This is a genomic window from Sinorhizobium sp. B11, from assembly GCA_039725955.1.
In the GTDB taxonomy this organism is placed as follows: Bacteria; Pseudomonadota; Alphaproteobacteria; order Rhizobiales; family Rhizobiaceae; genus Rhizobium.
Genome location: CP091034.1, coordinates 3,991,866 through 4,015,817 on the forward strand (window position 1 = coordinate 3,991,866; position 23,952 = coordinate 4,015,817).

The 23,952-nt window shown below is 60.0% G+C and carries 25 protein-coding genes; 10 read left to right on the top strand and 15 right to left on the bottom strand.

The window, feature by feature from the left end; translation table 11 throughout:
* Window positions 1-24: 24 nt before the first annotated feature.
* The 5 genes from LVY75_29765 to LVY75_29785 all read right to left on the bottom strand — a co-directional run bounded on the left by LVY75_29765 (window position 25) and on the right by LVY75_29785 (window position 5,084).
* The gene (locus LVY75_29765; protein XAZ22950.1) at window positions 25-1,131 is read right to left on the bottom strand and encodes a TRAP transporter substrate-binding protein; all 1,107 of its coding nucleotides are present in this window, start codon (window positions 1,129-1,131) and stop codon (window positions 25-27) included.
* A 228-nt stretch (window positions 1,132-1,359) separates the two neighbouring features.
* A complete protein-coding gene (locus LVY75_29770; GenBank protein XAZ22951.1) occupies window positions 1,360-2,139 on the bottom strand; it encodes a VWA domain-containing protein in 780 nt (259 codons plus the stop codon).
* Window positions 2,136-3,173, bottom strand: a complete 1,038-nt coding sequence (locus LVY75_29775; protein ID XAZ22952.1) for a hypothetical protein — start codon at window positions 3,171-3,173, stop codon at window positions 2,136-2,138. The genes LVY75_29770 and LVY75_29775 overlap by 4 nt, the downstream gene beginning before the upstream one ends.
* A gap of 13 nt (window positions 3,174-3,186) precedes the next feature.
* Window positions 3,187-3,894, bottom strand: coding sequence for a TerD family protein (locus LVY75_29780; protein ID XAZ22953.1), 708 nt, complete (start codon window positions 3,892-3,894; stop codon window positions 3,187-3,189).
* A gap of 23 nt (window positions 3,895-3,917) precedes the next feature.
* Complete coding sequence (locus LVY75_29785; protein ID XAZ22954.1) at window positions 3,918-5,084, bottom strand: toxic anion resistance protein; 1,167 nt, start codon at window positions 5,082-5,084, stop codon at window positions 3,918-3,920.
* A gap of 333 nt (window positions 5,085-5,417) precedes the next feature.
* On the opposite strand from LVY75_29785, the gene LVY75_29790 reads away from it, so the two are divergent.
* Window positions 5,418-6,197: a gamma-glutamyl-gamma-aminobutyrate hydrolase family protein gene (locus tag LVY75_29790; GenBank protein XAZ22955.1), complete on the top strand. Its 780-nt coding sequence runs from the start codon at window positions 5,418-5,420 to the stop codon at window positions 6,195-6,197.
* 54 nt (window positions 6,198-6,251) lie between these two features.
* Here the strand turns inward: LVY75_29790 and LVY75_29795 are convergent, their stop codons facing one another.
* The 4 genes from LVY75_29795 to LVY75_29810 form a co-directional block, all read right to left on the bottom strand.
* Window positions 6,252-7,283 carry an aldo/keto reductase gene (locus LVY75_29795; GenBank protein ID XAZ22956.1) on the bottom strand — a complete coding sequence of 344 codons (1,032 nt, stop codon included), beginning with the start codon at window positions 7,281-7,283 and terminating at the stop codon, window positions 6,252-6,254.
* Window positions 7,284-7,545: 262 nt separating this feature from the next.
* Window positions 7,546-8,502 carry a 2-hydroxyacid dehydrogenase gene (locus LVY75_29800; GenBank protein ID XAZ22957.1) on the bottom strand — a complete coding sequence of 319 codons (957 nt, stop codon included), beginning with the start codon at window positions 8,500-8,502 and terminating at the stop codon, window positions 7,546-7,548.
* Window positions 8,503-8,526: 24 nt separating this feature from the next.
* A complete protein-coding gene (locus LVY75_29805; GenBank protein ID XAZ22958.1) occupies window positions 8,527-9,549 on the bottom strand; it encodes a LacI family transcriptional regulator in 1,023 nt (340 codons plus the stop codon).
* 119 nt (window positions 9,550-9,668) lie between these two features.
* Window positions 9,669-10,178, bottom strand: coding sequence for a MarR family transcriptional regulator (locus LVY75_29810; GenBank protein XAZ22959.1), 510 nt, complete (start codon window positions 10,176-10,178; stop codon window positions 9,669-9,671).
* An 83-nt stretch (window positions 10,179-10,261) separates the two neighbouring features.
* On the opposite strand from LVY75_29810, the gene LVY75_29815 reads away from it, so the two are divergent.
* From LVY75_29815 to cysE, 5 genes are all read left to right on the top strand, one after another.
* A complete protein-coding gene (locus LVY75_29815; protein XAZ22960.1) occupies window positions 10,262-11,053 on the top strand; it encodes a creatininase family protein in 792 nt (263 codons plus the stop codon).
* Window positions 11,054-11,196: 143 nt separating this feature from the next.
* Window positions 11,197-12,276: a GTP-binding protein gene (locus LVY75_29820; GenBank protein ID XAZ22961.1), complete on the top strand. Its 1,080-nt coding sequence runs from the start codon at window positions 11,197-11,199 to the stop codon at window positions 12,274-12,276.
* The gene (locus tag LVY75_29825) at window positions 12,276-13,268 is read left to right on the top strand and encodes a WD40 repeat domain-containing protein (protein ID XAZ22962.1); all 993 of its coding nucleotides are present in this window, start codon (window positions 12,276-12,278) and stop codon (window positions 13,266-13,268) included. Before LVY75_29820 ends, LVY75_29825 begins: the two co-directional genes overlap by 1 nt.
* Window positions 13,269-13,324: 56 nt before the next feature.
* Entirely contained in the window at window positions 13,325-13,756 is a 432-nt protein-coding gene (locus LVY75_29830) for a GNAT family N-acetyltransferase (protein XAZ25857.1), read from the top strand.
* Window positions 13,757-13,796: 40 nt separating this feature from the next.
* Complete coding sequence (cysE, locus tag LVY75_29835) at window positions 13,797-14,609, top strand: serine O-acetyltransferase (GenBank protein ID XAZ22963.1); 813 nt, start codon at window positions 13,797-13,799, stop codon at window positions 14,607-14,609.
* Between the two features lie 14 nt (window positions 14,610-14,623).
* Here cysE and LVY75_29840 read toward each other — a convergent pair whose 3' ends face one another.
* Entirely contained in the window at window positions 14,624-15,781 is a 1,158-nt protein-coding gene (locus LVY75_29840; GenBank protein XAZ22964.1) for a GGDEF domain-containing protein, read from the bottom strand.
* A gap of 288 nt (window positions 15,782-16,069) precedes the next feature.
* Here LVY75_29840 and LVY75_29845 point away from each other — a divergent pair, with 288 nt between their 5' ends.
* Window positions 16,070-17,035, top strand: coding sequence for an NAD(P)-dependent oxidoreductase (locus LVY75_29845; protein XAZ22965.1), 966 nt, complete (start codon window positions 16,070-16,072; stop codon window positions 17,033-17,035).
* Between the two features lie 57 nt (window positions 17,036-17,092).
* On the opposite strand, the gene LVY75_29850 is transcribed toward LVY75_29845, so the two are convergent.
* Both LVY75_29850 and odc2 read right to left on the bottom strand, forming a co-directional pair.
* Window positions 17,093-17,683, bottom strand: coding sequence for an N-acetyltransferase (locus LVY75_29850; GenBank protein ID XAZ22966.1), 591 nt, complete (start codon window positions 17,681-17,683; stop codon window positions 17,093-17,095).
* A gap of 96 nt (window positions 17,684-17,779) precedes the next feature.
* The gene (odc2, locus tag LVY75_29855; GenBank protein XAZ22967.1) at window positions 17,780-18,913 is read right to left on the bottom strand and encodes an ornithine/lysine decarboxylase; all 1,134 of its coding nucleotides are present in this window, start codon (window positions 18,911-18,913) and stop codon (window positions 17,780-17,782) included.
* 530 nt (window positions 18,914-19,443) lie between these two features.
* Between odc2 and LVY75_29860 the strand changes: the two genes are divergently transcribed.
* From LVY75_29860 to LVY75_29870, 3 genes are all read left to right on the top strand, one after another.
* Window positions 19,444-20,337, top strand: a complete 894-nt coding sequence (locus tag LVY75_29860; GenBank protein XAZ22968.1) for a LysR family transcriptional regulator — start codon at window positions 19,444-19,446, stop codon at window positions 20,335-20,337.
* A 101-nt stretch (window positions 20,338-20,438) separates the two neighbouring features.
* Window positions 20,439-21,080: a DUF1007 family protein gene (locus tag LVY75_29865; protein ID XAZ22969.1), complete on the top strand. Its 642-nt coding sequence runs from the start codon at window positions 20,439-20,441 to the stop codon at window positions 21,078-21,080.
* The gene (locus LVY75_29870) at window positions 21,074-22,144 is read left to right on the top strand and encodes a nickel/cobalt transporter (GenBank protein ID XAZ22970.1); all 1,071 of its coding nucleotides are present in this window, start codon (window positions 21,074-21,076) and stop codon (window positions 22,142-22,144) included. The genes LVY75_29865 and LVY75_29870 overlap by 7 nt, the downstream gene beginning before the upstream one ends.
* A gap of 2 nt (window positions 22,145-22,146) precedes the next feature.
* On the opposite strand, the gene LVY75_29875 is transcribed toward LVY75_29870, so the two are convergent.
* The 3 genes from LVY75_29875 to LVY75_29885 all read right to left on the bottom strand — a co-directional run bounded on the left by LVY75_29875 (window position 22,147) and on the right by LVY75_29885 (window position 23,948).
* Window positions 22,147-22,353, bottom strand: coding sequence for a hypothetical protein (locus LVY75_29875; protein ID XAZ25858.1), 207 nt, complete (start codon window positions 22,351-22,353; stop codon window positions 22,147-22,149).
* 105 nt (window positions 22,354-22,458) lie between these two features.
* Window positions 22,459-23,178, bottom strand: coding sequence for a tellurite resistance TerB family protein (locus LVY75_29880; protein XAZ22971.1), 720 nt, complete (start codon window positions 23,176-23,178; stop codon window positions 22,459-22,461).
* A 131-nt stretch (window positions 23,179-23,309) separates the two neighbouring features.
* Window positions 23,310-23,948 (bottom strand): 2-dehydro-3-deoxy-phosphogluconate aldolase, encoded by a 639-nt coding sequence (locus LVY75_29885; GenBank protein XAZ22972.1) that lies wholly within the window; start codon window positions 23,946-23,948, stop codon window positions 23,310-23,312.
* Window positions 23,949-23,952: the final 4 nt, after the last annotated feature.

The window sequence follows — 23,952 nt, forward strand, 5'->3', positions numbered from 1 at the left end:
ATATCGCTGAAAAAAGAAAGTCTCTTAGATTTTACCGGCCCGTTGCTGGATCATCATGAACGTATCGAACGTGTATTCCGAGAGCTGCATCCAGAGATAGGCATCCCGCTTGAAGGCGGTCTGATCATCGTAGATCTTCTTGAAATACTGGTTCGTGCCTGAGATTTCACTGTAGATGCCGGTCGCGGCCTGGAAGCAGGCTTCCATGATCTCCTGGCTGAACGGACGCAAGGTCGCGCCTTCGGCAACAAGCTGCTTCAGCGCGCCCGGGTTCTTCGTGTCGTATTTTGCCAGCATATTGGTGTTGGCGAAGGCGCAAGCGTCTGTGAGCGCTGCCTGATAGTGCTTTGGCAGGTTGCTCCATTTATCGAGATTGAAGAAGGCATGCACCGTCGGGCCGCCTTCCCACCAGCCCGGATAGTAGTAGTACTTCGCCACCTTGTGGAAGCCGAGCTTCAGGTCGTCATAGGGGCCGACGAATTCCGCTGCATCGATCGTTCCCTTTTCCAGCGCCGGATAGATGTCGCCGCCGGCGATCTGCTGCGGGATAACGCCAACCTTCTCCATGACGCGACCGGCGAGACCGGCAATACGCATCTTTACGCCCTTGAGGTCGTCGAGCGTATTGATTTCCTTGCGGAACCAGCCACCCATCTGCGCGCCGGTATTGCCGGCCGGCAGGGCATACATTCCCTGCGTGGCATAAAACTCGTTCATCAGGGTGGTGCCGTTGCCCTCGTAGAACCAGGCATTGGTCAGGCGGCTGTTCAGCCCGAACGGGATAGCCGTTCCGATAGCGTAGGTCGGGTCCTTGCCGACAAAATAATAGGAGGTGGTGTGAGCTGCCTCGACGGTACCAGCCGCCACCGCATCAACGGCCTGAAGGCCGGGCACGATTTCACCGGCTGCGAAGGGCTGGATCGTAAAGTTACCGTCGGTGGCAGCGGCAACATGCTTGGCGATATCGTCGGCGCCACCGTAGATCGTGTCCAGGCTCTTCGGAAACGACGAGGTCATGCGCCAGGCTATCTTCGGGTTTTCCTGCGCAATTGCAGGGGCTGCCAAAGCTGTTGCGGCAACGGCACCGGCGCTCGCTGTTCCGGCCTTTTTCATAAATGAACGACGATCCATCAAAAACCTCCCGTATAGATGGCACTGCGTGGTCAATCCTCACCCCTACCCGCAGTAATGGCAAAGCTAAGCATGGCGGAAGAAGCGTTTCAAGCTTTAGTCTATTAGTCTTTGGGATCACGACGCTTCTGTGGCGCAAGCCACACATCCATCGAAATCAGCGGCTTAGCTGCATCCTGCCGGCCGCTTACGCGATGAAGCGACCGGGCTTGCCTTCAGGGCAAACGGTCAATGATGATCGTCATCCTCATCGTCATGCTCATGTTTCAGCCATGTGCAGAGTTCGGCCGGAAGCAGTTTTTCGTAGGCATCGTCGCTGCCGACAAATTTTCCGAGGTCCCGGACGCTGACGAAGCCGACATTCGGGAAATGCTCGGCGGCGTTGCGCAGGAATTCGAACTTCTCATCGCCGATACCGACCATCACGTAGTAGATCTGCGATTCAGCCCGTTCGGCCTTCTGCAGCAATTCCCAGGCAGCGTCCCGGTCGGCATTTTCCCCGTCCGTCAGGAAATAGTTGATTGCCGGCGTGCCTGATCGCGTTTCTTCACCGAAGGCATCACGCCGCATGCCGAAGATCATGCCCAGCAGGCCGCCTGCCCATTCTTCTTCCATCAGACCATAGGTCATCAGATTCGACCGGATGACTGGACCGTAGTCCGTGCCGCCCCACAGGATCGACTCCAGTTCTTTGTTGGCGACGATTTCACGCTGAACGTAACCGTCGTAATTCTTGGCCGTGGCCGGCGTCAGAGACGCCATGTTCTGTCGGTTGGAAAACACCCAGGTATCGATACGCCCGTCATCGTCGAAATACAGAGCAACGGGAAGGATGCGCTCCAGCGCTGCCTGCACAGCGCCGGATTTGAAAAGTTCGCTCATGGAGCCAGAGACGTCGATGTTGATGCCGACCTGCGCCGGTATGCGCTCGTGAATGCCCTGCTTCTGCAAAACGAAACCGACACGGCGAACCTCTTCCTCCGGTTTCTGCAATTTGAATGTCGTCACGGCCTGTTCCTCTCCAGTTTGAATTTGCCAAGTATCCGGGTGTGAAGATTGCGAAGCGGCGTGCCTGTGCTTGCCAGCTCCGCCGATTGAGCCGTCAGCGCCGCGGAGTAGGCAGCATGCCAGGCCGGCAGGTCTTCCTGCAGCAATCCCTCCGCTGCGCGGGCGAGCGCGTCGATTTCCTGCGAGACCGCTGCAACGGTCCAGATGCTCATCTCGACGGTCGCTTTCGTCGCTGAAAGGCTTGATGTCCGCGTTTCCAGGGCTTCAGACTGCGAGGCATAATGAGCCTGCCGCTCGCGCTCGGGCAGTTGAAGGCTGCCGATGTGATGGACGAGGAATCGACCGGCAAGTATATGCGCAGCAAGATTGTTCGCGAGCGTCTTATAGGCCTTGCCCACAGCGCGCACCTGATTGGCAACGGCAACGATGTCGGGCGCAAGCGCATCGAGCTCCGCCACCGATTTTCGCACCTCCGGATAGAGGCGCGAAAAGAGGCCTGCCGGGTCACGGGGCGCGGCGAGAGCTTTGACAGTGTCGAGAAAACCGCCACGGATTGCAAATACCCTGTCGGGATCGAGTTCCGTCAGGCGCTGCAGCAGCTCGGCTGAGAGCAGCCGTCCCCGCGCCAAGACGTCACTGCTGACGATCTTGAGTTCACCATCCGCCAGCCTCCCATGCTCGGCCTGCAGAAAAGCACCGAAACGAACAACGTCATCGAAATAATGATCGTCGAGATTGATGCTGTCGACGATCCGCAACGCCGCTTTCGCAGCCGCCTCCGTTACGCTCGCATCCATGTCCTGAAGCTCAGCCACGCTGCAGGAGATGCGGCGCCTGATTTCTCCCGCGGCAAGAACCCGAGGGCGGTCGCCCTTGGGTGTCGGGGCTCGGGGCGCACCGAACAGCACTTTCGGCTGCCGGCTCCCGCCCTTCTGATCGGCAACAGGCTCGGGCGCGGCGCTTTCCGGAAAAAGCACCCTGGGTGATCCGCCCGGCTTTTTCTCCGGCGGTTCATCTGCCTTGCCGCTGGTCAAGCAGAGCCTCCGCTCAGCCGAGATAGGCCTGGATGACGTCGCCGAGACCCGCGTTCGATCCCGCGCCGACGGCATAGAATTTCCAGGATCCATCCGCCTGCTTCAGGAAGGATGCGACCTGGATCGTCGTCTTGCCGGCAAATTCCGCCGTCAGCTGATAGCGGCAGAGTTCGTCGTCCATCGCATCACAGACTTCGATATAGGCGTTCTTGACCTTGCCGAAATCCTGCTTCTTGCGCGCGGCGTCATGGATCGTTGCCCAGACGGCGAGTTCGGAGATTTCGCGCGGCAACTTCGCCAGCACGATCTTGAACTCCTCGCGAAAACCCTCGTCGTGATGGCCCCCGCCATGATGGTCTTCGTCACCATCATCGTCATCAGGCTCCGGCTTCGTGAGAGCGCCGCGTCCGGTGCGGTCGTCGCGCTCGTGCCACATCGAGCCGTCATCCGTCTGGAAGGACCCGTCGGCATTCTTGGAAAGCGAACCCTCGGGATTGCTGGAGCTGCGCACGAAGGCGTAGCATAGCGCATGCGACCCATCATTATAGAGCCGTGCCCGGTTGGAATCGCCGCCGGGATGAACCAGCGCGAAACAATGCACGTCGAGATCGAAGGCCGGGCCGGAACCTTCCGGCGGATCCCAGACCAGTCCGGAATGAACGAGCTGGATCTCCTTCTGGATCTGGAACGACTGACCCTTGTTGAGATTGAAGGTTGCCATGCGCTTGTCTTTCTCCTGAGATCTCAGATCGGGCGGGCAGTCACGATCTGGCGTGCTTGTTCAAGCTTGGTGCGGGCAGCGGCATAGCGCTCCTTGTTGCGTTCGCCTTCGGCGACGACCTTGTCGGCGATTGCTCGCAGTCGCTGCGCGGTCCCGAGCACGAGATCGGCATCGGCAAGCCGGGTTTCACCGGCCGCCTTGACGGCATTGACCGAAACATCTTCGAGCACTTGCGAGCCGTATTGCTGCAACGAAGCGCGCAATTCGCGCCGCATGGCATTGATCTGCTGAATCGACTGCATCTGGAAAAGCGCGTGCAGCCTGATGAGGATCGACTTGATATCGTTGAACTCGGCATTGGCGGAAGCGACGGTATCCGCAAGGGTCGCCAAGGCCGCACCCCGCGCAATGCCGATCGAGTCGAGATCCGTCGGCGCCTTGGCATAAGCCGTTTCGAGAACGAGCACACGGTTCTGGAAGATGTCGAGCTTCTGCGAGAAGTCGCGGGCTTCCTGAACCTTCAGCGGATCCCCGGAGACGGCCTCCTGCTTCAGCCGTTCGAGCTCCCGCATTGCGTCTGCGAGGATATGTCGGCCCGCCTCGACAAAAACGCCGAGTGACACGATGGTATCGCGATATCCTTCTGCCAGCGTGCTCATGCGCGACACTTCGAGGATAAGCTTGCCGCTCTCCTCGTCGATCTGTGCTTCCATCGGCTTGATGAGATCGCCGAGCGACTTGGCCTTGCTCTGCAGCATGCCGCGCACTTCGTCCGTCACCGTCTTCAGCCGTTTGGCAGGATCACCGAGGCCGATTGCCATCAGCAGGCGTTCGAAGAAGCCGCCCTTCAACTTCTCCCGGATGCTTGCTTCGAGCTCCTTCAGATCCGCATCTTTCACACCTTCCCTGATCGTTCGGAAGAGTTCGAAAAGCACAGGCGACTGGGCGTTGGTAATCTGCGAGAGGATCGTATCAAGCTTGGCGCCGAAGCTGCCGATCGCCTCCTGGCCGAAAGTGATCAGCGTATGCGGCTCTGCAGTTGCCAACCGATAACGTTCTGCCAGATCACTGACATCGCCTGCCTTTTCGGGCGGAAGAACGACCGTGACGATAGCGGGCGGGCCACCCGCCGCGACCGAGGGCATCAGGTCAGTTTTCGTCTCGAGTGCCGTCGTCTTCGGTTCCGACATGGCGTCAGTCCTCTTAGTCCCTTTGCCGATACGACCCAAGAGGTCGCGCGAAAGTTACGAACACAGGTTGCATAAATCGGCTGAAATGTAATTCAAGGGATGACACTCGGCAACACGATCTCTCAGAATATCGGATGCGTTTGCAGACATTCCAACAATCGTCGCACCTGAAACTTGAAGAAACCAGAAAACTTTATATTCAATTACTTAGCCAGATCCGAACAAGCGCTGGACATTCCAGCCGCCGCAATTTGGCCACCGCCTGCATCCAAACGTTGACTTGCTGGCCATTCTGGCCGCAGAAACGTCCATTATAATTTCTCCGGGGCGAAAATGACGAAACCGATCGTTGCGATTCCTGCCGATATCCGCAGTCTAGATGGCGCGACGTGGCATGCCGCCCAGCATCAGTATCTGCGCGCAGCGCTGAATGCTGCCGGTGTGATGGCCTTCATCATCCCGGCCTTCGAGGAAGGTTATGATACGGACGCAATTCTGGATCGTGTCGACGGCGTACTGGTTTCCGGCTCGGCCAGCAATGTGCATCCCTCGCTCTACGGCATCGAAGCCACCGAGGCCGATGGCCCCTTTGACCCGGCCCGTGACGCAACGAGCCTGCCGCTGATCCGCTGCGCAATCGACCGCGCCATCCCGCTTCTGGCGATCTGCCGCGGCATTCAGGAACTTAATGTTGCGCTGGGTGGCTCGCTCGCCAGCGAAATTCAGGAACAGCCCGGCATATGGGATCATCGCAAGCCCGATGTGACCGACCGCGACGGCATGTATGCGATCCGCCAGAGTGTCTTCGTCAAGGAGGGTTCCTGCATCGCTGGCATCATTGGCGCCGGCGAAATCCGCGTGAACTCATTGCATCGCCAGGCTATTGCCAAGACCGCGCCCCGACTGCAGGTCGAAGCCACGGCAGAGGACGGGACCATAGAAGCAGTCTCCGTCATCGACGCCAAGGCTTTCGCCGTCGGTGTGCAATGGCACCCGGAATACTGGGCCGAAACCGACAAACCGTCCAACAGGATCTTCACGGCATTCGGCGACGCTGTCAGAGATTATGGGGCCGGCAAGCTGCCGTCACGGCCGGCGCAGGCAATCGCCTGAAACGAAAAGGCCGCCGGATCTTTCCGACGGCCTTTCTTCTTCCAGTCTATAGGCTCAGCGACCGCCTTCGATCTTGCGGTGACGCTGGTTGGTACCATTGACGCCATAGGGATATTGCCCCGGCGTCGGCGCACTGACCTCATTGAGCCTGGTCGTCTCTTCAGCCGAAAGCACCAATTCCGCAGCGCCGAGATTATCGGCGAGCTGTTCTGATGTGCGGGCACCGAGAATGACCGAGGTCACGGCCGGACGCGCCGCGACCCACGAAAGCGCAACCTGTGCCATGCTGACGCCCCGCGTCTTGGCGATCTCCTCGACCGTCACGATAATATCCCAGGTCCGTTCCTGGGCATTGCGGGCCGCATAGGCCTCGCCGCCGCGATTGGGATTTTCGCCGAGGCGCGTCGCACCCGTTGGCATCTCGTCGCGCCGGTACTTGCCGGTCAGCCAGCCGCCACCAAGCGGCGACCAGGGCAAAAGGCCCATGCCGGCATCCTGGCAAGCATCGACGATCTCGAGTTCGATGTCGCGCATCAGCAGGTTATATTGCGGCTGCAGGGTCACCGGGCGCGTGTAACCCTGTGCCTTGGCGACTTCAGAGGCCTTGGCAATGTGCCAGCCAACGTAGTTGGAGAAACCGTAATAGCCGATCTTGCCGGCACGGACGGCATCGTCGAGGAAGCGAAGGGTTTCCTCGATCGGTGTCAGCGCATCCCACGCATGCATCTGATAGAGATCGATGTGCTCGACACCGAGACGGCGCAGCGAGTCGTTCAGCGCCTGATTGAGGTGGCGACGTGAAAGGCCGATATCGTTCGGCCCGTCGCCCATCGGGAAACGGCCCTTGGTGGCGATGACAGCCTGCCGTGCCTGTGTGGGGCGGGCCTTGAGCCAGCGGCCGATGATCTCCTCCGATGCACCCGCGCTGTAGACGTCTGCCGTGTCGATGAAATTGCCGCCCCAGGCGAAGTAATCGTCGAGTATCTTGAAGGAAGCTGCCTCATCGGACTCCTTCCCGAACGTCATGGTACCCAGGCAATATGCGGTGACGATGGCCCCGCTGGGACCGAGCTTGCGATAATCCATTTCTGCCTCCTTCAGAAGTGCCGGCTGCCGGCGGCAAAATGCGCCGGGCGGAGCAGACGCTCCCCGATCAAATCGCTATGTGTGTGCTTGAGACGGCGAGATGCCGCCGATGATAATCGCGGTCGCTGGGAATGACGCGGCCGGGGCTAACCATAGCCAATCCTTCCCCGCTGACCAAGTAGGAAACTGGAAAAAGACCAAGGGCAAAATAGGAATAAGCGAAAACACTCCCTTCGCCTTCACGAAAGGAGTGCGTAGAGGCCTATTGCTTGACCGGCGTTTCAGCGACCGGCGTCACCGGCTTGCCCTGCTCGAACCAGGAAATAAGGTTTTCCGCCACCAGATCCGCCATGGCATTGCGCGTTGGGATGGATGCCGAGCCGATATGCGGCACCAGCACAGTGTTCGGTGCAGAAAGCAGACCGGCCGGCACATTCGGCTCGTCATAGAAGACGTCAAGACCGGCGCCACCGATCCTGCCTGCATTCAGCGCCGCGATCAGATCATCCTCATTCACCGTCCAGCCGCGGCCGACATTGACGACGATGCCGTCAGGTCCAAGCGCGGAAAGGATGTCGGCATTGACCGTCTTATGCGTCTGCGGTGTCTTCGGCACGATCGCGATCAGCGTATCGACAGCTTCCGCAAGCCCCTTCAGCGTCGGGTGATAATCATAGGGCGCATCGGCATGACGCGAGCGCGTGTGGTAGCTGATCTTTACCTTGAAGGGTTCCAGCCGCTTTGCGATCTCAAGGCCGATGCGACCCAGGCCATAGAGCCCGACATGCCGGCCTTTCAACGAATAGCGCGTCAGCGGATAGGCAGAGCCCGGCTTCCAGTTGCCGTCCCGCAACCAGGCTTCAGCCTTCGGCAGCTCGCGTATGGTGTTAAGCAGAAGCGCAATTGCCGTGTCTGCCACCTCATCATTGAGCACGTCAGGCGTATTGGTGACGATGATGCCCTTCGAACCTGCGAGCTTCGCATCGATACCGTCATACCCCACGCCGAAGCTGGCGACGATCTCAATGTTCGGCAGTTGATCGAACCATACAGCCGGGAAGGCGCCGCTGAGTGCCACGCCGCGGATGCGTTGCGCCGTCCCGGAATCAAGTTTCAGCGTCTCGTCACGCTCGACGCTGATCACCTCGAAGCGATCCTTCAGCTGGGCGAGAACGCGATCATGTATCTTCCCGGGAACGAGAACGGCAATACGGGACATGGCTTTTCCTCTTGGCTTCGGCGGTCAGGAACGCGGCCGATAAGGGCTGGTGGACTGGCGGATACGCATTTCCGGCTTGATGAGATGGATGCCGTCAGGTTCATGGCTGCCGGCAAGTCGATCAAGTAGGGCGCGAGCCGCAAGACGTCCAACCTCTGTCTGGCCATTCCAGACAGTGGTCAGTGCAGGTGTCGCGATCGAGGCCTCCTCCAGATCGTCATACCCGGTGACCGAAATATCGCTGCCGGGCACGAGACCGGCACGGGCGATACCGTTCATCAGTCCGATCGCGACCAGATCGTTCCAGCAGACTGCGGCTGTCGGCTTTTGCGGCAGGGACAGGAAATGCACCGCGGCCTCGAAACCGCCCTGCTTCGAGCGCGGGCCGGGAATGCGCAGGTTCGGGTCTACCTCGATACCGGCCTTGCGCAGCGCATTGACGTAACCTTGGTAGCGGTCACGCCCGGTCGAGGTCTGGTCCGTGCCGCCGATCATGGCGATCGTTCTGTGGCCAAGACCGATCAGGTGGTTGGTGGCAAGCGAGATACCGTAGCTGTCGTCGCCGCGGTAGGTCGGCACATCCTGGCTGTCCATCGAGCGCGCAACCAGGATCGCCGGCATGCCGTTCTCTTCTGCGAGTTGGATATCCTCAGGCGGCGTGCCGATAGCCGGCGACATGATGACCCCGTCACCACCGAGCTGCAGCAGGGTTTCGATGAAGGTGCGCTGCTTCTCGACGGAATCGTAGTGATTGGAGAGAATGAAAGTGTGGCGGCTGCGGTCGAGTTCGCTTTCGATCGCCTTCAGGATTTCGCCATAGAACGGGTTCATGATGTCGTGGACGACGACGCCGATAATGCCGGAGCGCGACGTACGCAGGCTCGCGGCACGGCGATTGTAAATGTAACCGAGCGCACGCGCCTGTTCCTTGATCTTCTCCCGCGTATTGCCGGCTACAAGGGGACTGTCACGTAAGGCCAGGGAAACGGTCGCTGTTGAAATGCCGAGCGTTTCGGCGATCGTCGAAAGCTTGATCTTCTGCGCCACGTCTCCTCCTCCAGGCAACGCGTGAAGCCGATAAGAGACTGCCGCAGTGCAGCGACAGCCTTAAAAAGTTTAATTAAAAGATTTAAGCGGCGCAGGCAATTCGCCTTTTGAGGAAATTTTCAATCTTCCTCATCTTCGTCGACATGTATGGCTTCCGCCTGCAGATTGGCATCGATCGCCTTCAGCAGTCGCACCAGATTGCGGATCTCCTTTTCGGAGAAATCGAGCGTCGCAAGCTTGTCGCAGGAGGAGGCGGCAAGCTCGATCGCCTGCACGCTGCCGCGGCCGAGTTCGGTGAGATAGACCTTCGTGAGCCGGGCATCCTCGGCATCGGGCTTGCGCTCGAGGAAGCCTTGGGCCTCCATGCGGCCGATGGTGCGCGTCATGGTCGGTGCCTTCACGCCAAGCTTCTGGGCAAGCCCGCCGGCGGTCATCCCGTCGCTTTCCGCAAGGGAAAGGATCACGCCGTCTTGGCCGGCATAGAGACCGCTTTCGAGCAGGTTGCGCGACAGAACCGTGCGCATGGAGCGGGCAGCCTGTGTCAAGGCCGGCGAAAGATCGACGATCGTGTATTCGGTCTGATCCTTCTTTTTCTTGTGCTTCTTGCCGTCCTTATGCTTCTTGCCCATTGCCATCCCTTTGATCTTTAAGCACTGCCCAGGCTGCGCTATGACATTGCCCATCATCTCGTCATAAACAAGAGGCAACGCCCGTGTTGGTTCCGTCGTTCCGTTTCGAGGACAATGATCCGGCGCTCGCTCCTGAGGCCCGCCACCACTGGATCGCGGTCCTGCCGCTCGGCGCCCATGAACAGCACGGCCCGCATCTGCCCTTCGAAACCGACACACTGATCGCGCAGGGTATCGTCAACCGGCTGAAAACCGCCCTGCCGGCCGGCCTGCCTGTTACCGTACTCCCTGTCGAATCGGTCGGCTACTCCTTAGAGCACATGGATGTTGAAGGAACGAAGACGCTCGCTTTCGATACAGCCGTCAAACGCTGGCTAAAGATCGCGGATGAGCTTTCGACGATCGGAATCCAGAAGTTCGTGATGCTGAACGCCCATGGCGGCAACTCGCCACTCATGACCATCGTGGCTACGGAAGCGCGGGTGCGCTTCAATATGCTGGCGGTCGCGACCAGCTGGACCCGCTTCGGCGTCCCTGACAATGTGATTTCTCCCGGCGAAAAGGCAATCGACATCCACGGCGGCGATATTGAAACATCGGTCATGCTGGCTCTCTATCCCGATAAAGTGGACATGGGCAAAGTGGCGGTCTTCCCATCCCGTCAGACGGAGTTTACCGAACGCTTCAAACATCTGCGTGCCTACGGCCCGCATGCCTTCGGCTGGAAAATGTCCGATCTCAATCCGCAGGGCGTGGCCGGCAATGCCGCAAAGGCGACCGCAGCCAAGGGCGAGGCTCTGATTGCCCATGCCGTCGGCGGGCTCGTGGAACTGCTGCAGGATGTCGATGCCTTCGACGCGCAGACGCTGCGCTGACCGTCCTACTTTCCCATCGGGCAATGTGATCTTATAACATACAAAACCCTTTGAACTGCCGCTTCCAAGCGCCTATATGAAACCGACCAATTCCGACCCCGGACGTTGCCCACGGGGTCAAGGCCCTATTCCTAGAGGTTCTCATGACCGACGCGATCCAGACACAGCAGAAGCCCATCCCCGTTACCGTGCTCACCGGTTATCTTGGCGCGGGCAAGACGACGCTGCTCAACCGCATCCTTTCCGAAAATCACGGGAAGAAATATGCAGTCATCGTCAACGAGTTCGGCGAGATCGGCATCGACAACGACCTGATCGTCGAATCCGACGAAGAAATCTACGAAATGAACAATGGCTGTGTGTGCTGCACGGTCCGCGGCGACCTGATCCGTGTCGTCGAAGGCCTGATGCGCCGTCCCGGCCGCTTTGACGGCATCATCGTCGAAACCACTGGCCTTGCCGACCCGGTGCCGGTTGCCCAGACCTTCTTCATGGATGACGATGTCCGCGCCAAAACCGAGCTCGACGCTGTTGTTGCCCTCGTCGATGCCAAGCATCTGCCGCTGCGCCTGAAGGACAGCCGTGAAGCCGAAGACCAGATCGCCTTCGCCGACGTCGTCATCATCAACAAGACCGATCTCGTGACGCCGGAGGAACTGGCGCTGATCGAGGATATCGTGCGCGCCATCAACCCCGCCGCCCGCGTCTACAAGACGAGCCGCTCCGGCGTCGATCTCGCCCGCGTCCTGGACCAGGGCGCCTTCAACCTCGAGCGCGCACTGGAAAACGATCCGCACTTCCTCGAGCACGGTCATGACGATCATGTCTGCGGCCCGGATTGCGATCACCATCACCATGATCATGATCATCACGATCATGACCACGACCACCATCACCATGGCCAGATGTCGGCGATCCACGACGTGACGGTGCAGTCCGTTTCGCTGCGTGGCGGCGAGATGAACCCCGAGCGTTTCTTCCCCTGGATCCAGAAGATCACCCAGACGCAGGGTCCGAACATCCTTCGTCTCAAGGGCATCATCGCTTTCAAGGACGACGCCGAGCGTTATGTCGTCCAGGGCGTACACATGATCATCGAAGGCGACCATCAGCGTCCCTGGAAGGATGGTGAAAAGCACGAGACCCGTCTCGTCTTCATTGGCCGCGATCTCGATCGCGCGAAGCTTGAAGAATCCTTCAAGGCCTGCGAGGCTGCCGCCTGATGCCAACAGTTGCACCGCTTGATCTCGACGGCCACGTTCTGGCCGTCGAATTTTTAGGTGATGTCCCTTTCTTTGCGAATGCCAGCGGTACCTTTCACCGGCTCGAAGGCAGCGACAAGGTCATCGAAGCCCATCAGGGCATGCTGACGGCGATCCGCGATCCCTACAGCGAAAGCCTGATTTCGGGCGGCGAGGACGGCAAGGTGCTGCGCATCGATGCCGGCGGCAATGTCAGCGAGATCGCCTCGGCGCCGCGCAAATGGATTTCGCAGCTCGCGGCTGGCCCGCAGGGTGCGGTGGCATATTCCTACGGCAAGAGTACGCTCGTACGTCTCGCCGACGGCATGACAAAGGAATTCCCCGAAGAGCGCACAGTCGAAGGCATCGCCTTCGCGCCGAAGGGCATGCGCATTGCAGCCGCCCGCTATAACGGCGTCTCGCTGCACTGGGTGGGCACAAACGCCAAGCCTGTCGATCTCGAATGGAAGGGCGCCCATACCGGCGTAACCTTCTCGCCAGACGGCAACTTCCTCGTCACGTCCATGCAGGAAAATGCGCTGCACGGCTGGAAGCTCGACGTCAAGTCCGGCACCGAAGCCCGTCATATGCGCATGACAGGCTATCCGGCCAAGGTGAAGTCACTGTCCTGGTCCGCCAAGGGCAAGTGGCTCGCCTCCTCCGGAGCGCCGGCCGCCATCGTCTGGCCTTTCCAGGGCAAGGACGGCCCCATGGGCAAGGCGCCGCTGGAGCTCGGCACCCGGGCCAACATCATGGCGACCTCGGTAAAATTCCATCCGGCCGAGGATATCCTCGCCATCGGTTTCATCGACGGCATGATCCTCGCCGTCCGTCTCGCTGACAGCAAGGAAGCACTGCTGCGTCGCCCCGGCAAGGGCGCCATCACCGGCATGAGCTGGAGCAAGAACGGCAAGTTGCTTGCCTTCGCCTCCGAAGCCGGTGATTGCGGCGTGGTGGATATCGCGGCGGACTGATTGCCGTGGTGGTCGAAATCGCGGCTCTGAATGCGGGACATGCTTATCAGGCGGCCATGGTGCGGCGCATCGCACTATGGCACGCATTGCCGCACCTTCCGGATTTGCATACGCCTGTGGAAGACGAAGCTTTCTGGCGAACGAATTTGCTGATGAAATGCACAGTCCTCGGCGCCTTTATCGATGATCGGCTTGCTGGCGTTATCGCCTACGGAAATGGTTGGATCGAGCAGCTCTATGTTCTGCCCGATGTTCAGGGCATCGGAATTGGCACAAGGCTTCTTTCCCTGGCAGTAAGGGATATGGACGACGTCCGCCTCTGGACCTTCCAGCAAAATCACCGCGCTCGCGCCTTCTACGAAGCACGTGGTTTTTCATCCGTCGAGGAAACCGATGGCAGCGGCAACGAGGAAGGAGAGCCTGACATGCTCTACCATTGGCATCGCCTGCCGGAACCAGTGTATAGTGCTGATAGCCTCCGCAACTGACACTTGGCTGCGCACCGATTGCAGGAACAAGGATACGAGAATGCAAGCTTCGAACAACGCCGCCGCCAAAGAGTTGGGCGCATTCGCGTCGGTCTGGTCGGCAATCCGTGCCGAAGCAGTCGATCTCGCCGCGCGCGAACCTACGCTGCGGACTTTACTTGAAACGCAGATCATCGGTGCAGAAGGCGACGTTGACATCATCGCCAGCGTGATCTCCGCACGCCTTGCAGTGGCGAAGGTCGATGCCGAAGATCTCTTCGGCCTGTTTCACGGCATCTTGCTGGAGCACACCGATATCCGCGCCGCCATCGAAGCAGATCTTCTGGCTGTGCGCGAACGCGACCCGGCCTGCACCACCTATCTGCACGCGCTGCTGAACCTCAAGGGCCTCCACGCCCTGCAGACGCACCGCATCGCCCATGCGCTCTGGATCAATCGCCGCTTCGAGATCGCCAGCTGGCTTTCCAACCTTGCTTCACTGGTCTTCGGTCCCGATATCCATCCGGCGGCAAGGATCGGTTCCTCGATCATGCTCGACCACGGCTCGGGCATTGTGATTGGCGAAACAGCTGTCATCGAGGACGAGGTCTCGATCCTTCAGAATGTCACGCTCGGCGGCACGGGCAAGGAAACGGGAGACCGCCATCCGAAGATCCGGCATGGCGTCATGATCGGCGCTGGTGCAAAAATCCTCGGCAATATCGAGATCGGTGCCTTCAGCAAGATCGCGGCCGGCAGTGTCGTGCTGAAGCCGGTGCCGGCCCATTGCACGGTCGCAGGCGTTCCGGCGGTCGTCGTGCGCATCCATCGCAATGATGAGATCCCGGCTGAGACCATGGACCAGAACATCTGACACGCCGACCGAGTTTAAGCAGCCTGCTGGCTTTCGCTTGACACTTCGACCCGGTTGCGACCCTCGCGCTTCGAGCGATAGAGCGCCTCATCCGCCATTTGCGTCAGTCGCTCGAAATCCACGGTGTTTTCGCAGCGCGTCGCAACACCAATGCTGAGCGTCGGAAAGATCGCAAGATCCGGCAGCTGCATCACCGCTGCCGCGAAGGAAAGACGGATGCGATTGGCAATTGCGACTGCCTCGTCCCGATCGACATTCCGCAGCACTGCCAGGAACTCATCCCCACCCTGTCGCGCAAGCAGATCGGCTGACCGCAGGATGGCCTTCGACACGTTCGCGAAAAGCCGCAAGACCTCGTCACCGGCGGCGTGACCGTGCCGGTCGTTCAACTGCTTGAAATTGTCGACATCGATGATGAGCAATGAGACCGGCTCACTGGCAAGCGACGGCACATGCTGGGCAAGGCCGCTGCGGTTGAGCGTCCCGGTGAGCGGATCGTGATGAGCAAGCTCGATGAGCTGATTACGGCTCCGCTCGGCCGCCATCAGCACCATGGCCATACTGCGCAGCATGATGAAGGCCACGGCCGATACTGCCATCCAGCTATGGATGACACTGCCCCCGAATGGGTCCGGCCCACCGATATCACCGGTGGCGGCCAGAAAACTGCGAACCGCGAAGATGGCTGCGGTCGCAACATAAAGTCCGCAAAGAATAGCAGCCGAATAGAGTTTCTCACGGCGGGCGATACCTGCCGCCTCCCTCACGATGGTGAGGTCACAAAGACAGCAGATTACCGAAACATAGAGCAGGCGTTCGGATATCGCCGCCGGATCGCTGATAAAGAGGGCTACCGGCAGGCTGCCGAAGACGATCACGATCCAGGAATAGCGCCGGTCGATCGGATGTCCCGCAAAGGCGCGGACAGCAAAGAACATCAGCATGTAGCCAACGATGGTCAGCACGTTGCCCGCATCGATGGAGACATAATAGGGAACGAGATTGCGCAGCGCGACGAGGAAGGAGCCGATGCCGACGAGCAGGTTGCTGGCGCCCCACCACAGCGGCCAGCGTTCGAAACGGCCGGTCGCATAGGCGGCGAACTGGAGCGCGCTCAGAACAACGCAGCTCACCGCAACGATGAAATAAATTGTCCGCAGATCCAGCAGCATCGAGCCTGTCCCGAAGTCCCACGCCGCGAACCCTACAAGAAGCGATTTGCAGTTTGATTGGACGCTTCGCTAAAAATTTAGCGACCGGCAGTTTTTTGCGTCAGGCGGTGTACACCATGCCGGTGATCTGCACCGTCAGGCTGTGCAGCAGCCATTGCACGCCGATGGCCCGCTCGGCGATTCACACGGACGGGAAACTTCACGATCCATGCACTGGCCACTTGCAGTCCCTCAAAGCGGCACGACATAGTGCAGCACAAGCCAAAACGCGCATCTGGAGGAGACAGCATGGCTCGCGTCGTCGTCATTGGAGCAACAGGACATGTTGGCACCTATCTCGTGCCCCGCCTTGTCGAGGCCGGCCATGAGGTAGTGGCGATCAGCCGCGGCGCAGCCACGCCCTACAAGGCGAGCGACGCGTGGAACCGTGTCGATATCAGGCGCATGGATCGCGCGGCACTCGAGGCGGAGGGCGGCTTCGGCCACGAGGTTCGCGCGCTGGGAGGCGAGATCGTCATCGACATGATCTGCTTCACGCCTGACAGCAACAAACAGATCGTGACTGCCCTCGAAGGCCATGTCAGCCATTTTCTTCATACCGGTACGATATGGACGCACGGTTTCTCCACAGTCGTGCCGACCCCGGAGGAGGCGTCGAAGAAGCCTTTTGGTGACTATGGCGTGAATAAAGCCGCGATCGAATCCTATCTGCTCGGGATGGCGCGGGAGAGAAGTTTCCCTGTAACCCTTATCCATCCCGGCCATATTGTCGGCCCTGGCTGGAACCCGCTGAACCCGGCAGGTCATTTCAATCCCGACGTCTTCACGACGCTGGCGCGCGGCGAAATACTGGCTCTGCCAAATTTCGGCATGGAAACCGTGCATCACGTCCATGCCGACGACATTGCCGAACTCTTCATGGCGGCCATCGCAAAACCGCAGGCCGCATTCGGCGAGGCATTCCATGCAGTTTCGGACAAAGCGGTAACGCTGCGCGGTTATGCCGAAGCCATGGCCGCCTGGTTCGGCAAGGAAGCCAAGCTGGAGTTCCTCCCTTATGAAGCCTGGGCGGAAAGACAGCACCCGGAAGAGGCGAAAGCCACCTGGGAACATGTTGCCCGCAGCCCCAACTGCTCGATGGAAAAGGCCCGCCGGCTACTCGGATTCACGCCGCGGCACAGCTCGCTGCAAGCGGTGCAGGAAGCTGTCCGCTGGCTGATCGATAATGGCAGGGTCGACGCAAAGGCTCCCTGAGCGATCAGAACCCCTGAAAGAAAAAAGCCCCTCCCGGAGATGGGAGGGGCTTGCCGGTCAGGCCGCCTTCCGGACCGGTGCACTGGCCAGCATGCGTCCCGACGGGACGATCATACCGGCTGCGCCGCCAAGCCAGCCCTCGACGAGCTCAAGCGCCAGAAAGCGCGAGCGTTCGAAAGGGCCAGGCATGACGAGGTGACGAGCCTTCTCGGCGGAAAAGCCGAAGCGCTCGTAATATTCCGCATCGCCGACGAGCAGGACTGCGCCGTGACCACGGTTCTTTGCTTCGAGAAGTGCTGCGCGCATCAGCGCCGAGCCGATGCCCTTGCCGCCATGCTTGCCGTCGACCGCGAGCGGGCCGAGCAGCAGTGCGTCGAGGGCCGAGCCTTCCTGGTTGATACCGGCCTCAACATTCCACAGACGAACCGTGCCGATCACACGGCCGTCGCGATCGCGGGCGACGAGCGCCAGGCCTTCGGCCGGCACGCGGTTGCGGCGGATCGCTTCCGACGACTTCTTGCGGCGGTCCGGACCCATGACGCGATCGAGCAGGGTTTCGCGAGCGACGACGTCGGACGGATTTTCCGCGTCGATGGTGAAAGTAACAGGCGCAAAGAATGCGCGGACAGAATCAAGAACAGCGGCCATCTTGGCCTCCCGTACCCAATACCGTTATCAGCGGTGACTTCGGAGAATTGTGAATTTGCCGCCCCGGCTGGTCACGGGGCTGGCGGAAACAAGACCTTAGATGACGTAGGCCTTCAGCGGCTCGAAGCCGTTGAAAGCGACCGCCGAATAGGTCGTCGTGTAAGCGCCGGTGCCTTCGATCAGAACCTCGTCGCCGATCGTCAGAGACATTGGCAGCGGATAGAGGTTCTTTTCGTATAGCACGTCGGCCGAGTCGCAGGTCGGGCCCGCGATCACGCAGGGCTCCATCTCGTCGCCGTCGCGCTCGGTGCGGATCGGGTAGCGGATGGCCTCGTCCATGGTTTCGGCGAGACCGCCGAACTTGCCGATGTCGAGGAAGACCCAGCGAGCGTCGTCATTATCAGACTTCTTCGAAATCAGAACGACTTCAGCCTTGATCACACCTGCATTGCCGACCATGCCGCGACCCGGCTCGATGATCGTCTGCGGGATCTGGTTGCCGAAATGCGTGCGCAGCGCCTGGTAGATCGACTTGCCGTAAGCTTCTGCGGACGGAACGTCGCGCAGGTACTTGGTCGGGAAGCCGCCGCCCATGTTGACCATCTGCAGGTGGATACCCTGCTTGGCAAGCTGGACGAAGACGCGCTTGGCATCGGCCAGAGCTGAATCCCAGGCATCGACCTTGGTCATCTGCGAGCCGACATGGAACGACACGCCGTAGGACTGCAGGCCGAGCTGATGAGCGTAGACGAGAACGTCGACGGCCATCTGCGGAACGCAGCCGAACTTGCGCGACAGCGGCCATTCAGCACCTTCGCCATCGGTCAGAACGCGGCAGAAAACGCGCGCGCCCGGAGCAGCACGGGAAATCTTCTCGACTTCTTCATGGCTGTCGACTGCGAAGAGGCTGACGCCGAGTGCATGCGCACGGGCAACGTCGCGTTCCTTCTTGATCGTGTTGCCGTAGGAGATACGGGCCGCGGTCGCACCGGCGTCGAGTGCCATTTCGATTTCTGCGACGGACGCGCAATCGAAGTTGGAGCCGAGGCCTGCGAGCAGCTTCAGGACTTCCGGAGCCGGGTTTGCCTTGACGGCGTAATAGATCGCGCTGTCCGGCATGGCGTGACGGAAGGCGTGGAAATTGTCTTTGACGACGTCGAGGTCGACCACGAGGCAGGGACCGTCGGGACGTCGGGTTGCGAGAAAGTCGCGGATGCGCTGGGTGGTCATATCGATTCCCTCTTCCAATTCCAGAGCTCCGGCGTCAACCGGAGGACAAAGGGCATGCAAGAACCGCTCAGGAACCAGCCGGTGGAGACCCCGGATCCTTGACGGCGCTTGATGCGCGGATAGTGAACCAACGCCGCGAATGCGGTATGGGTTCGGCTTTGTCTGCCATGGATTGGAGGGAATATCCCTGCCGCACTTCCGGCAATGAAGGTGTGCCTCTTCAGTAACCCCCGCTGATGGAAAGCAGGGAGAGAACAAAAAGGCCCGCACCGTCGTTGCTTCAGGCGTCCTCGCATTTTCCGGTTGGCCGGAATAGCGACTGGAGGGGTTAATTCCAGGTACCTTACCGATTTCCTCACCAATTCGAGGGTTCGGCGGACACCCATGGGCACGTGCGACTTTGGGCTGAGTGGGAAATAAGAATATTCGCCTTCACAATCAAGAGAAATTTTGCCCAGCGGCCCAAAAAAATAATTGAACGATGATGGACAATTTGTTCAACCTCATTCAACAGATTTGGAGGACCGCCCATGGACACCCTGACCCGTATACGTGCCTTCATCGATGTTGTTGAAGCAGAAGGCTTTTCCGCCGCGGCACGTCGTACCGGGCGCTCCAAGGCGCTGCTTTCGAAATACGTGCGTGAACTGGAGGATGAGCTCGGCGCGCTTCTGCTCAATCGCACCACCCGGCAATTCTCCATGACCGAGGCCGGCCATACCTATTATCGCACCGCTTCCGACATCCTGAAGGAGATCGACAACCTCGCCGATCTCGTGCGCGAGAACAACGCGCAGCTGAAGGGGCGCCTCAAGGTTTCCGTGCCGCGCACTTTCGTCGATGCCGATGTCGGACAGTCCCTGATCGATTTCGCCAAGGAAAATCCGAACCTGCAACTGGAGATCGCCGCCGACGACCGTTTCGTCGACCTGATCGAGGAAGGCTTCGACGTCGCCGTCCGCGTCACCAAGCTCGAAGATTCCGGTATGATTGCCCGCAAGATCTCCGATTTCCGCGTCCATATCTGCGCCACCCCGGAATTCCTCGAACGCTACCCCAATATCGAGCACCCGAGCGATATCTCCAACGTGCCCTTCATCGTCGATACCAATTCCCGCAACCAGGCAAGCATCCGCTTCTACAATCCCGACAGTACCTCCTTTGCGGTCGCAGTTTCCGGCCCGATGGAAGTCAATAGCCCGCACGCGACATTGCGCGCCGCGCTCTCGGGTATCGGTATTGCGCTGATTCCAGACTTCATCGCTCGCAAACCGATCGAGGACGGCAGGCTGGTGACCTTGTTCAATGACTATATTCCGACTGACCGTGGCATCTATGCCGTCTATCCCCACCGGCGCTATCTGCCGGCAAAGGTCAGGATCTTCGTCGACTACCTCTCTAACTGGTTCAAGAAACATCCCTGACCTCAGTGGATGGACGTGCCCAAGCGTCGCAGGTCCGGTCCCAATTCCGTCCCATTTTCTGGTGAGAAAATCACCCCAACCGAACAGGGCAGCGGGGCAGCATGAAACGATCGACACTATTGACGGCTGGGCTTTTGTCACTGGCCCCCGCCACCGCCTTCGCTCATCCGCATATTTTCGTGGAAGCAAGGCTCGAGGTTGTCGCAGCCCCCGACGGCAGCATTCAGGAACTGCGCAACGTCTGGCGCTTCGACGAGGTCTTCTCCTCCTCCGTCGTCATGGACTTCGACAAGAATACCGATCTGAAGCTGGAGCCGAACGAGCTTGCCGAAGTGGGCAAGACCGTTCGGGATTCGCTTGCGGATTACGACTATTACATGAACCTGACGATGGATGGGAAAAACATAAAAGTCGAAAAGCCCGAAATCATCCATGTCGACTACAAGGAAGGGCAGCTCCTGATGTTCTTCGCCGTCAAACCGGTGGAGAAGATGCCGCTGAAAGGCAAGCTGACTTTCGGCGTCTATGATCCGACGCTCTATACCTCGATCGACTTCCCGACCGACAACGAACTCGCCGTGGTCGGCGACGGCTTCAAGACCTGCAAACACGCGGTCGTGCGCCCGGACGCAGACGAGGTAATTTCGGAAAACAAGCAGTCGCTGACCGACGCTTTCTTCAACGATCCAACCGGCACCAATATGTCGAAGCTCTTCGCCACACGGCTGGAGGTCACATGCTGATAAAGCGCCTGCCCCTTGCCCTGCTTGCGCTCGCCGTCGTGGCCACTGCCGCCCATGCGCAATCACCGCTTGGCATCGGCACGGCGGAGCCGAGCTTCCAGCCGACAGGCGGGCCGCTGGCACCTCTTTTCCTGTACGTGAACTACGAGCAGCAAGCCTTCTATCGCGCGCTGACCGGCGCGCTGAAAGCCATGCGCGAAGACCCCTGGCAACTATCCTCGCTGATCGGTCTTTCTTTCGCCTATGGCGTGTTTCATGCCGCCGGCCCGGGCCACGGCAAGGCCGTCATCTCGTCCTACATGATCGCCAACGAAGTCGAGCTTCGACGTGGCGTCGTCATTTCCTTCATCTCAGCCTTCGTCCAGGGCGTCATGGCCGTCGCACTCGTCGGCGCCGCGTGGCTGGTGCTGCGCGGCACCGGCATCACGCTGACCATGGCAACACAGGCCATGGAAATCGCAAGCTTCGTGATGGTCATCCTTTTTGGCTGCTGGCTGCTTTTCCGCAAGCTACGCTCGATGGCTGGCCAACTGCCGCGTCGCCGGCTCATGGCAACGCCGGCAGGCCCCGTCAGCATGATGTTGGACTGGAAGGACAATGCGAGCGAACGCCAGAGCGCCAGTTTCAGCTTCAACGGCAAGGCGCAGGCCGTGGACCAAGGCCATTCCTATGTGCCGGGCATGGTCTGCGAGACCTGCGGCAATTCGCACCTGCCCGATCCCTCGCTGGTCAGCGGCGACAAGTTCAGCGCCCGTGAGGCGTGGTCTGCCGTTATCGCCGTGGGCTTACGCCCCTGCTCCGGCGCATTGCTGGTCATGACCTTCTCGCTGTTGAACGGGCTTTATCTTGGCGGCGTGCTCTCGGTCGTCGCCATGTCGCTTGGCACCGCCATTACCGTTGCGATTCTTGCGACGCTCGCCGTGACGGCCAAGAGCACGGCCGTACGCCTCTCCGGCCGTGGTTCGTCCGCCTCAATCTGGATCGGCAATACGATCGAGATAGCAGGCGCGCTTCTTGTGATCCTGATGGGTATATTGTTGCTCGGAGCCTCCCTGCAGGGATAGCCTCACGGCTTTCTGCTGCGCTGGTAGCGTGCTCGCAGCCAGAATATGCCGAAGAAACACATCAGCAGGCAGACGCCGACGATGACTGCCAATATCGGCGAAAAACTGCCGATCCACAGCACGATGGTCGGCAGGAAATAGATCACCAGCCCGGCACAAACCAGAATGATAGCGGCTGCAATCGCCTGCGAACGGCTTTCCGGGCTCATGGCCATGGGTCACTCCTCTTGTCCGGGAGTGGATAGGCCAGCCGCCTCTCAAAGGCAACCGGCCCTGATGTCACCGGACCCGCAGATTGCTGCAAGCTCCCGGGATCACTGCGAGAGAGTGACCTTGGCAGAGGAAACCGTCGCTTCGATGTGATCGACCAGCTGATCGGGCAGGCCGAGCCTGCCAGCAAGCAGATCGAGATAGCCGCGTTCGGCCCGTGAATCCGGCTCGATCGTCAGGCGCGAGGCGGTGTAGAGCTCGACTTTCTGCTCCTCCGTCACCGCCGCAGCGACAAGCGCATCGATATCGGTCGGCTCCGAAAGCTCACGTTCGATGAAGCTCGCCGCCTCGCCGCTGACGTCGGCGGCCTTGACCTTGTCCATGATGAGGACGCGTTCCGCATCGTCGATATGACCGTCGGCCTTGGCGGCAGCGATCATGGCGCGGATGAGGACGAGCACGAACTCATTGCTGGTCGCTGGTGAGGCCGTACCGAAGCCCGATTCTGCAGGCGGAGGCAAGAGAACGGGATTGTTTGCCGTCGGCGCATCGGAGGGTGCTGCGGGCGCCTGCCCTGCCTGATAGTTCTTCCAGGCTTGATAGCCGAGGCCCGCAATGGCTGCGAGACCGCCGATGGTAACGGCATTGCCTGCGATACTGCGGCCGGTCTTGGTACCGAGAAGCACAGCGGCAAGCGCACCGGTCTTTAATGGATTATCCTTCGCCATCTGGATCGCGTCGCCGGCACGGTCGCGTACGCTGCCGCCCACGCCCGGGATCTGCGATCCCAGAAACTGGTCGAGTAGTTTCTTCGCGTCGAACATGTCCTCTGCTTCTCCCTGTTCTAGAGGCTGGAGGAGAACATAGGTTTGCGACTGCCGAAATACAAACGAGGGCGGCATGGCCACCCTCGTTCAAAACCTGCAAGCTTTCAAAACCGGACGGCCTCGAGAACTCAGCCCTTCAGCGCGAAAGCTTCGGAAGCGAGCTTCGTAATGCCTGCCCAGTCGCCTGCAGCAACCAGTTCCTTCGGCGCGACCCATGAACCGCCAACGCAGATGACGTTCGGCAGCGACAGATAGTCATTGGCATTCTTGAGCGAGATACCGCCGGTCGGGCAAAAGTACGTGCCGGCGAGCGGCGACGACAGCGCCTTCAGATAGGCAGCACCGCCGGCCTGCTCGGCCGGGAAGAACTTCAGCACCTGATAGCCTTCTTCGCGCAAAGCCATGACTTCGCTTGCTGTCGCAGCGCCCGGCAGCAACGGCACCGGTGAATCGGCTGCGGCATCCAGAAGCTCCTGGGTCGTGCCTGGGCTGACGATGAACTTGGAGCCAGCCTGCACGGCGGCTTCCCAGTGAGCAGCATTGAGGATCGTGCCGGCGCCGACTTCAGCACCTTCCACTTCAGCGGCGACCGCGCGCACGGCATCGAGAGCAGCCGGGGTGCGCATGGTGATCTCGATGGCCTTGAGACCACCTGCAACGAGTGCGCGGGCAAGCGACACGGCCGACTTGGCATCATCGACGATCAGAACCGGAACGACGGGCTGGAGTTTCAGGATAGAAAGGAGTTTCTCTGTCTTCTCGCCCATGGCC

Excerpts from the sequence above, each read along its gene's own strand:
- LVY75_29880 (XAZ22971.1), bottom strand. The coding sequence starts at position 23,178 with ATGTTCGACGCGAAGAAACTACTCGACCAGTTTCTGGGATCGCAGATC.
- LVY75_29790 (XAZ22955.1), top strand. The coding sequence starts at position 5,418 with ATGACGAAACCGATCGTTGCGATTCCTGCCGATATCCGCAGTCTAGAT.
- LVY75_29795 (XAZ22956.1), bottom strand. The coding sequence starts at position 7,283 with ATGGATTATCGCAAGCTCGGTCCCAGCGGGGCCATCGTCACCGCATAT.
- LVY75_29850 (XAZ22966.1), bottom strand. The coding sequence starts at position 17,683 with ATGGCCGCTGTTCTTGATTCTGTCCGCGCATTCTTTGCGCCTGTTACT.
- LVY75_29845 (XAZ22965.1), top strand. The coding sequence starts at position 16,070 with ATGGCTCGCGTCGTCGTCATTGGAGCAACAGGACATGTTGGCACCTAT.
- LVY75_29840 (XAZ22964.1), bottom strand. The coding sequence starts at position 15,781 with ATGCTGCTGGATCTGCGGACAATTTATTTCATCGTTGCGGTGAGCTGC.
- LVY75_29885 (XAZ22972.1), bottom strand. The coding sequence starts at position 23,948 with ATGGGCGAGAAGACAGAGAAACTCCTTTCTATCCTGAAACTCCAGCCC.
- LVY75_29870 (XAZ22970.1), top strand. The coding sequence starts at position 21,074 with ATGCTGATAAAGCGCCTGCCCCTTGCCCTGCTTGCGCTCGCCGTCGTG.
- LVY75_29825 (XAZ22962.1), top strand. The coding sequence starts at position 12,276 with ATGCCAACAGTTGCACCGCTTGATCTCGACGGCCACGTTCTGGCCGTC.
- LVY75_29875 (XAZ25858.1), bottom strand. The coding sequence starts at position 22,353 with ATGAGCCCGGAAAGCCGTTCGCAGGCGATTGCAGCCGCTATCATTCTG.
- LVY75_29800 (XAZ22957.1), bottom strand. The coding sequence starts at position 8,502 with ATGTCCCGTATTGCCGTTCTCGTTCCCGGGAAGATACATGATCGCGTT.
- LVY75_29810 (XAZ22959.1), bottom strand. The coding sequence starts at position 10,178 with ATGGGCAAGAAGCATAAGGACGGCAAGAAGCACAAGAAAAAGAAGGAT.
- LVY75_29865 (XAZ22969.1), top strand. The coding sequence starts at position 20,439 with ATGAAACGATCGACACTATTGACGGCTGGGCTTTTGTCACTGGCCCCC.
- odc2 (XAZ22967.1), bottom strand. The coding sequence starts at position 18,913 with ATGACCACCCAGCGCATCCGCGACTTTCTCGCAACCCGACGTCCCGAC.
- LVY75_29780 (XAZ22953.1), bottom strand. The coding sequence starts at position 3,894 with ATGGCAACCTTCAATCTCAACAAGGGTCAGTCGTTCCAGATCCAGAAG.
- cysE (XAZ22963.1), top strand. The coding sequence starts at position 13,797 with ATGCAAGCTTCGAACAACGCCGCCGCCAAAGAGTTGGGCGCATTCGCG.
- LVY75_29830 (XAZ25857.1), top strand. The coding sequence starts at position 13,325 with ATGGTGCGGCGCATCGCACTATGGCACGCATTGCCGCACCTTCCGGAT.
- LVY75_29860 (XAZ22968.1), top strand. The coding sequence starts at position 19,444 with ATGGACACCCTGACCCGTATACGTGCCTTCATCGATGTTGTTGAAGCA.
- LVY75_29785 (XAZ22954.1), bottom strand. The coding sequence starts at position 5,084 with ATGTCGGAACCGAAGACGACGGCACTCGAGACGAAAACTGACCTGATG.
- LVY75_29820 (XAZ22961.1), top strand. The coding sequence starts at position 11,197 with ATGACCGACGCGATCCAGACACAGCAGAAGCCCATCCCCGTTACCGTG.
- LVY75_29765 (XAZ22950.1), bottom strand. The coding sequence starts at position 1,131 with ATGGATCGTCGTTCATTTATGAAAAAGGCCGGAACAGCGAGCGCCGGT.